Genomic DNA, 7,558 nt, shown 5'->3' with positions numbered 1-7,558 from the left:
TCTATCGAACCAAGGCAAACGAGCACGGAATCAGCATTTCCGAGTTTTTGCGCCAAACGCTGGTGCAGGGCGTGATCGCAGAAAACGTGCAAGACATCGAGCAGCGGCTGCGCCGCCTTCTCGATGAAATCCGCGCTGGCGGGCAGGGTGGCGGAAAGGTCGAGATTCCCGATGAACTGTGGCTTTCGGTCTTCACTGCGGAGTACATGCTGGCGGCGATTGTTGAGGCGCGTGACGTGCAGCAGTTGTACGAAGCGCAGAACAAGGCGAAGGCAAAGCTCAAGCGAGTGAAAGGAGGCTGAAATGGCAAAGAGAGAGGAAAAGGGAAGCGCCGGTAGCTTCTCCCGTGGGGCCGAGTTGTGGATGCACCAAGCCAGGCTGTTCGTGGTGGCCATCTGGACGGTTGTGCTGATTTCCATCTTGGCCGGTCTGGCAGTCACGACGGCGTACTTCTGGAATGCGACTACCGCAGACGAAAAGTACGCACTGGAGCGGAACGTACTCGCGCACACACGGGACGCGCTCTACATGACGGCCGGCAAGATGGAGCTGAACGTCAACGGCGAGCTGCGGAAGCTGGAAGTGTCCGAAGTGGCTTTGCTGACCGATGACATGGCCGACGATGCGTGGCGCAAGCTGCGCAACGGCGGCTTGTTTGGCGTGCTGACATCCATCGGCGTGGTGTTCCTTATCTCGCTCTACTGGTGGGGATACGGGCGCGAGAAGATGCAGGACAACCAACTGCGCGGGGCCAAGCTGGTGGAAGGAAACGAGCTTGCGCGGCTGATCCGGCACCGGGACGAAGCCAGCCCGTATGAGATTGCCGGTGTGCCCATGCGCGTGAAGTCCGAGACGCTGCACACGCTGTTTGCGGGTGCGCAGGGCACAGGTAAGTCACAGCAGTTTTTCGCGCTCATGAAGCAGGTGCGTGCGCGCGGAAAACGGATGATCGTCTATGACCCGACAGGCGAATTCACCCAGGCGTTCTACCGGGAAGGCAAAGACATCCTGATGAACCCGCTGGACGCCAGAAGTCCGAACTGGAACATCTGGAACGAGATTGCCAAGGACTACCATTTCGACAACATGGCGAACGGCCTGATTCCCGATCCGGCCGAAGCCGATCCGTTTTGGGCGCTGGCGGGCCGGATGGTTCTCAAGGACGTTATCGCGGTTTTGGGCCGCGAGGGCCGCCGCACGAACCGCGACCTCTACAACGCAATCGCCAAGAGCAACCTGGACGCCATGCACGCATTGTTGCAGGGGACAGCGGGCGCAACCTATGTTGATCCCACGACCGAGCGCACGGGGATGTCACTCAAGATGACTGTTCAGAACCAGCTTGAAGCCTTCCGGTTTTTGCCAGATGAGGGCGAATCGTTCTCCATCCGAAAATGGGTACATGAAGAAGGCGATTCATGGATGTTCATCACAGCACGGGAAGCGATGCGCGAGGCATTGAAGCCCGTTCTGTCGTTGTGGATCGACACCGCAATCAAGGCCGTGCTCGACCTGGAGCCGATCCACCGTGAGCGGCTTTGGTTCTGCATTGACGAGCTGCCGACACTTCAGAAACTCGACATCCTGAAGCTGGCCCTGACCAACACCCGGAAGTACGGTTTGTGCATGGTGCTGGGCGTTCAGGATTTCAGCCAGCTCTACGAAATCTACGGGCACGATCTGGCCAAGACGATCATTTCCGGTTGTCAAACCAAGCTGCTGCTGCGCGTGACGGACGGCGCGGCAGCGAAGCTGTTGGCGGAATTGATGGGGCAGGCCGAGGTGGACGAGAAGGACGAAACCTTGAGCTATGGCCTTAGTTCCCAGCGCGACGGCGTGAGCGTGATGGCGCGCCGTCAGATGCGCGACCTTGTGCTGACTTCGGAGATTTTGACGCTGCCTGATATGACCGGCTATCTGCTGGTTCCGGGCGACTATCCCATTGCCCGCGTCAAGTACGGCTACGTGCCGACCGAGAAAAAGGCCAACGGCTTCATCGAGCGCGACGGCTTTGCGATCAGCTTCAAACCGACCACAGCGGCCGCTGCGCCGGCACCTGCGCCCGCACCGGCCGATGCACACCAAGCCGCTGCGCCCGAGTCGGCCGATATGCTGGACGACGACGACATGGACGCGCCGGCTACGGTGGAAGTCATGCGCAACGAGAACGGCGATGTGATCGACAAGGAAACCGGCGAAATCATCAAGCCAGCCGCTCAGGTTTCGCACGCGAAAGACAAGCCGGAAGCGAAGCCGGGCGACCAGGGCAAGAAACCCAATCCGCTGGCTGACGCGCTATAGGAGGGACACCGGATGACAACTCAAAGACGGGCATTTCTACATTCCGTCGCGGCCGCCTGCTTGGCGGCTTTTTGCGTTTCCGTGCAGGCCGAGCCGGACTTGCTGCAACCCGATGAAGCCTTCCGGGTTTTCGCTCGCCGGGTGGAGGCTCGCGTGGTGGAGCTGGAGTACATCATCGCGCCGGGCTATCACCTGTACCGCGACCGCTTTAGCTTCAAAACGGACAATCCGGCCGTCACGGTGGCCGGGGTGGAGCTGCCGCCGCCGCAGGAAAAGTTCGACAAGGCGATGGGCCAGAACATGCGCTACTACACCGAGCGGGTGGCGGTGCGTGTGCGCCTGGCTGGGGCCAATCAGACCGTCAAGCTGGTGGCCACGGCGCAGGGCTGCGCGGCCATTGTGGGTGTGTGCTATGCACCGATCACCAAGGCGTTCAGCGTGCCGGCAATGGGAGGAAAACAGGGATGATTAGTATGAACAACGTGGGCAGCGCCGGGCAGGCACTGCACTACTTTTCCGCTGACAACTACTACACCCAGGACGAGGGCTTGGAGCATTCCGAATGGTTCGGCAAGGGGGCCGAGCACCTTGGGCTTTCCGGCAAGATCGACCGTCAAGCCTTCTTCGAGGTGTTGAACGGAAAGGTGGAAGGTCAGGAGCTGGGCAAGTGGGTCAAGAACGAGGAAACCGGCGAGAAGGAACGCGAGCACCGGCCGGGCACCGACATGACGTTTTCTGCGCCCAAGAGTGTTTCGCTCATGGCCGAGGTGTACGGCAAGCGGGAGGTTCGGGAAGCGCATGAGGCGGCAGTCAAAAAGGCACTCAGCCACATAGAAACCGAGCTGGCCAGGACGCGGCAAACCATGGACGGGAAGACCGAGGCGGTGCAGACCGGCAACGTGACCGTGGCCATGTTCCGGCACAACACAAGCCGCGACCTCGACCCGCAGACGCATACGCACGCCGTCATCATGAACGCCACCAAGCGGGAGGATGGGCAGTGGCGCTCCCTGACCAACGAGGAAATCTACAACGCGCAGCGCGTCATCGGAGCCATCTACACGTCCGAGCTGGCCGACCGGCTCCAGGCGCTGGGCTACGACATTCGCCGCACCGACGAGAAGGGCAACTTCGAGATTGCCGGCATCACCCGCGAGCAGATCGAGCACTTCAGCCAGCGCCGGGCCGAAATCGAGGCGGCGCTGAAAGCCAAGGGCGTGGACATCGACGACGCCAGCGCGCAGCAGAAGGAGGACGCCACGCTGAAGACCAGGGCGCGCAAGGTGGACGTGGATCACGAAGCCCTGATCGGGAGCTGGAAGGAGCGGGCCAAAGAAATCGGGATCGACTTCGACGCCATCCAGGCGAAGGCCGACGCGCAGCGCGCGCAGGGAGGCGTGATCCGGGCCGACAAGCTCACCGGCCGGGAGGCGATGTCCTTTGCGGCTGCGCACCTGATCGAGCGCGAGGCCGTGGTATCAAAGAACGACCTCATGGCGGCGGCCATCGAGCACGGGGCAGGGCGCGTTTCAGCATCGGAAGTGAAGCGCGCCTTCGACAAGCTGGAGAAGGACGGCGATCTGGTGGCCTTGCCTGACGGCAACTACACGACCAAGAAGATGCTGGGCAGCGAAATGTGGGCGCTCGACCAAGTGCGCGCACAGAAGGGCCAGACGCCGAAGATGATGGAGCCGGAGGCCGTGGCCGCGCGGATAGCGCAGGCCGAGGGCCGGCAGGGCTTCAAATACAGCGATGGACAGAAGGAGGCTATCAGCAAGGTACTGACCACTGAAGACCGCTACGTGGCCGTGCAGGGCCTTGCTGGGACGGGTAAGACCACCATGCTCAAAGGCGTGCGCGAAATGGCGCAGGAGCAGGGCTACACGGTGCGCGGCATGGCCCCGACCGGCGCGGCCAGCAAGGTGCTGGCCAGGGAGACAGGTATTGCTACTGATACCGTCTCGATGTTCCAGATCAAGGAGCGGCAGCTACAGAAGGACATCGAGTTTGCCAAGCAGTACGCACCCGACTTCCAGCGCAAGGCGGAAGTCTGGATCGTGGATGAATCGTCCTTCCTGTCGCAGCGCCAGAAGGCCCAGCTCGACCACATGGCCGAAAAGGCCGGGGCCAAGGTGGTGTACCTGGGCGACACGCTCCAGTTGCAGGGTGTAGAGGCCGGCAAGCCCTTCGAGCTGGCCCAGCGGGACGGCATGGAAACCGCGTACATGACCGAAATCAACCGCCAGAAGACCGCCGACCTGAAGCAAGCCGTGGACATCATCACTGGCCGCGACAACCTGGGGGACGGCCAGCGGCTCACCCAAGTGGAGCTGGCCAACAACGCGCGGGCCTTCGAGTACATGGACAAGGCTGGAATGATCCGGGAAATTCCCGAGAAGTCCGAGGAGGACAAGGGCCGCCTGGTGGCGGCCGTAGTGCAGGACATCTTGAAGCTCGACAAGGCAGAGCGTGAGCGCACCATCGTCATTACCGCCTATAACGAAGACAGGCGGGCCATCAATGCCGGCGTGCGCGAGGGACTGAAGGAGCAGGGCGAACTGTCGCGCTCCGAGGATACGCGCGAAATCTACACCTCGAAGGGGTGGACGCGGGCCATGCAGAAGGAGGCGCAATACTACAAGGCCGGCGACGTGGTGCGCTTCGGGCGGGACTACCAGCAGATCGACGCCAAGAAGGGCGAATACATGCGCGTGTCGGCCGTGGATGCCCCCAATGGCACTGTGGTGCTCCAGAAGGAAGACGGCTCTGTGATCGCATGGCAGCCGAAGAAGCACAACAAAATCGAGGTGTACGACCGCGACACCCGCGAGCTGGCCAAGGGCGACCTGATCCGTATCACCCGAAACGAAGGCGAGTTCAAAAACGGCGAGGTGGCGCGCGTCACGGCTGTGGCTGGGGACAAGGTGACGCTGGAGCTGAAGCAAGGCAAGGATGTGTCGCTGCACCAAGTCGATCTGTCGCGCAACAAGCATTGGGATCACGCCTACGCGCAGACGGTTCACGCCTCCCAGGGGGCTACCCAGCACCGGGCCATCTTCCACATCCGCGCGCCTCAGACCGAGAGCGAGAAGAAGCAGGAGCGGGCGCTGGAGAACATGGCCAAGGTTTTCGGGGATCGCAGCTTCTACGTGGGGGCTACGCGGGCCTCGCATGAGCTGCGCATCTACACCAACGACAAGACGGTGGCGGCAAAGGCCGTGGCGGCCAAGCAGGACAAGACCAGTGCGGTGGAAACCATCCGGCAGCACGAACGGGCCACGGCCATCACGGCCGACAAGGTGGGAGAACGCCCGGTGTCGCCGCAGCGAAACGGTGACGTTCAACGGTAATCCCTATAAAATGTCAACTTACGCGCGCTGGCCTTAACCAACTTTCGCGCGCGAAAGTTGGCGGCTGGTTCTGCCTTTCGCCAGTAGGCAAGTCGGCTTAGACTTGTGTGATGAACCTTTGACTATGCTAAAGAACAAGCCATGACCGACCCAAAGGACGCCGAGATGTCGGCCGATGGGCAGGGAACTAAACGCCGTAGAACTCGCAATTATGGCGATCGCCGAACGGTATCCCTGCGGATGGACCCCGAGCTGCACGAGCGCATGATGGACTTGTGCGACGATCTGAAAATCCCCGCCAACACCTACATATCAGGGCTTATTGAGAACGACCTGAAGAAGCGCAAAAAGTGACCGCGCCATAGCCGCCTCACCCAAATTGCCGGGGTGCGGGGAACCCGAATATCATGTGGGGTTCTTCGGTAGATTCAGGGAGAGGTGCGCGTGTCTATTATTTCAACGATCAACTGGAAACGTCTGGCCTCAGTTTTTGTGCCGGGCGTTTTGATCGCCGCAATCAGCATCTATGTGCTGGGGTTTCGCGCCCCGCCTTCCCCTGATCTTCGCGTTCTGCCCGGCAAGGCACTGGCGGCCTACGACGACTTCTACCCGATCCGCGCCGATGATGCCGGGGCGCTGTACCTGGATCGAGAGCTGTTCGTGAAGGCGGTCAACTACCTGTCCGAACACCCATCGCCGCGCGCAGTGGCCGACCTGATCTACCTGGGCAACTCCAACAACGTCACCCTGTTGCTGGACGGGCCGACCAAGGCCAAGTACCTCATGCTGACGCAGAAGCCAGACTACGCGGCGCTGGCGGAGGTGGATCGGGAGAAGGATCGCATCTTCCAGTCCTATGCGGACATCGTGAACGGCATTGGCCAGACGTTCGCGGGCACGCCGGTAGAGATCGTCTTGCACGACACGCGCAACCCGCTGCGCTCGATTGTGGCTGTGCAGAACCCCATTTCCGGCCGCAGGCTGGGCGACACGAATACCAACTTCGGTATCCAGCTCATCAAGAACTACAGCTATGGCGAAGGGCAGGGCCAGGGGCGTGGTGCTTCGTTTGTGAGCTACGACCTCACCCTGAAAGACGGACGCGCGGTGAAGTCCACCACGATCCCGATTTTTCACGATGTGTACGGCTTGATCGGATTCATCTGCATCAATATCGACATATCGAAAATGGACAAGAAACACCCGGAATATATCGAGCATTTTGTTGATACCTTCAAGGCTACCATCGCCAATGACGCCATTAACGAAATGATCCAGAACAGCAAGCGTAAGAACTGATTTTCTCAACCCTCTCTGCAAAGGAAATGAATATGGACGCTGGAGCCATTCAAGAGCACCTGGAGCTGCTGCAATTCGATTTGGCGCGCCCGCTGCTGGTCATGAAGGCCCCCAAGGGAATTCTCGGCTGCGGTTATATCAACGTGGAAACCTGCAACAAGACGGGCGAGGTTTGCGCCATTGTCACCGGGGTAAATAGCTTTGACGACATGCGCAAAGCCAAGGTGGTGGCCACATCGAACAAGGCGGTGGAGCTAGGTATCCAAGTCGGTGAAACTGGCCAAGACGCCCTGAACAAGATGCGGTGATTTGCCGGGCCGCCTGGAGAACGGAGCGAGGCCGTGCAAGCGGAAGTGATCTTCTATACGAGCTGCGCCTTTCTGCTGACTGTGTTTGTGGTCAGCATGGTGTTGGCTGCGCGCGGCAACCAGGCGGCCCAATATTTCCTGTGGGTATGGGCGGCGCTGATGATCCTGGCGCTGCCGCTCATGAACCGGGCCAACATGATTTCGCACATCGCCGCTGGCCTGATGCTTGTGTTTTTTCTCTACGTGCTCTACATCACCGTCCGCTATGGGATGGAGCGCGTGGACGTTTCTCACGAAGAA

Annotated in this window: 7 protein-coding genes and 1 pseudogene; all 8 read left to right on the top strand. The window is 60.5% G+C overall.

The window, feature by feature from the left end:
* Nucleotides 1-302, top strand: a 302-nt coding sequence (locus L880_RS36105; RefSeq protein ID WP_027477998.1) for a hypothetical protein, incomplete at its 5' end; no start/stop codon positions are given.
* 1 nt (nt 303) lies between these two features.
* Complete coding sequence (locus L880_RS0125360; protein ID WP_027477997.1) at nt 304-2,301, top strand: type IV secretion system DNA-binding domain-containing protein; 1,998 nt, start codon at nt 304-306, stop codon at nt 2,299-2,301.
* A 99-nt stretch (nt 2,302-2,400) separates the two neighbouring features.
* Complete coding sequence (locus L880_RS0125355; protein ID WP_241754867.1) at nt 2,401-2,769, top strand: protein-disulfide reductase DsbD N-terminal domain-containing protein; 369 nt, start codon at nt 2,401-2,403, stop codon at nt 2,767-2,769.
* Complete coding sequence (gene mobF, locus L880_RS0125350; protein WP_027477995.1) at nt 2,766-5,651, top strand: MobF family relaxase; 2,886 nt, start codon at nt 2,766-2,768, stop codon at nt 5,649-5,651. The genes L880_RS0125355 and mobF overlap by 4 nt, the downstream gene beginning before the upstream one ends.
* Nucleotides 5,652-5,792: 141 nt before the next feature.
* Complete coding sequence (locus L880_RS0125345; RefSeq protein ID WP_027477994.1) at nt 5,793-6,005, top strand: hypothetical protein; 213 nt, start codon at nt 5,793-5,795, stop codon at nt 6,003-6,005.
* Between the two features lie 90 nt (nt 6,006-6,095).
* A complete protein-coding gene (locus L880_RS0125340; protein WP_027477993.1) occupies nt 6,096-6,950 on the top strand; it encodes a PAS domain-containing protein in 855 nt (284 codons plus the stop codon).
* Nucleotides 6,951-6,982: 32 nt separating this feature from the next.
* Nucleotides 6,983-7,258, top strand: coding sequence for a YunC family protein (locus tag L880_RS0125335; RefSeq protein ID WP_027477992.1), 276 nt, complete (start codon nt 6,983-6,985; stop codon nt 7,256-7,258).
* 33 nt (nt 7,259-7,291) lie between these two features.
* Nucleotides 7,292-7,558: pseudogene (locus tag L880_RS33615) on the top strand (sensor histidine kinase); the annotation flags it as partial.

The organism is Curvibacter gracilis ATCC BAA-807 (assembly GCF_000518645.1).
GTDB lineage: Bacteria > Pseudomonadota > Gammaproteobacteria > Burkholderiales > Burkholderiaceae_C > Curvibacter > Curvibacter gracilis.
Note: the sequence above shows the minus strand (reverse complement) of the source record. Positions and strands in the feature narration are given on the sequence as shown.

Excerpts from the sequence above, each read along its gene's own strand:
- L880_RS0125360 (WP_027477997.1), top strand. The coding sequence starts at position 304 with ATGGCAAAGAGAGAGGAAAAGGGAAGCGCCGGTAGCTTCTCCCGTGGG.
- mobF (WP_027477995.1), top strand. The coding sequence starts at position 2,766 with ATGATTAGTATGAACAACGTGGGCAGCGCCGGGCAGGCACTGCACTAC.
- L880_RS0125345 (WP_027477994.1), top strand. The coding sequence starts at position 5,793 with ATGACCGACCCAAAGGACGCCGAGATGTCGGCCGATGGGCAGGGAACT.
- L880_RS0125335 (WP_027477992.1), top strand. The coding sequence starts at position 6,983 with ATGGACGCTGGAGCCATTCAAGAGCACCTGGAGCTGCTGCAATTCGAT.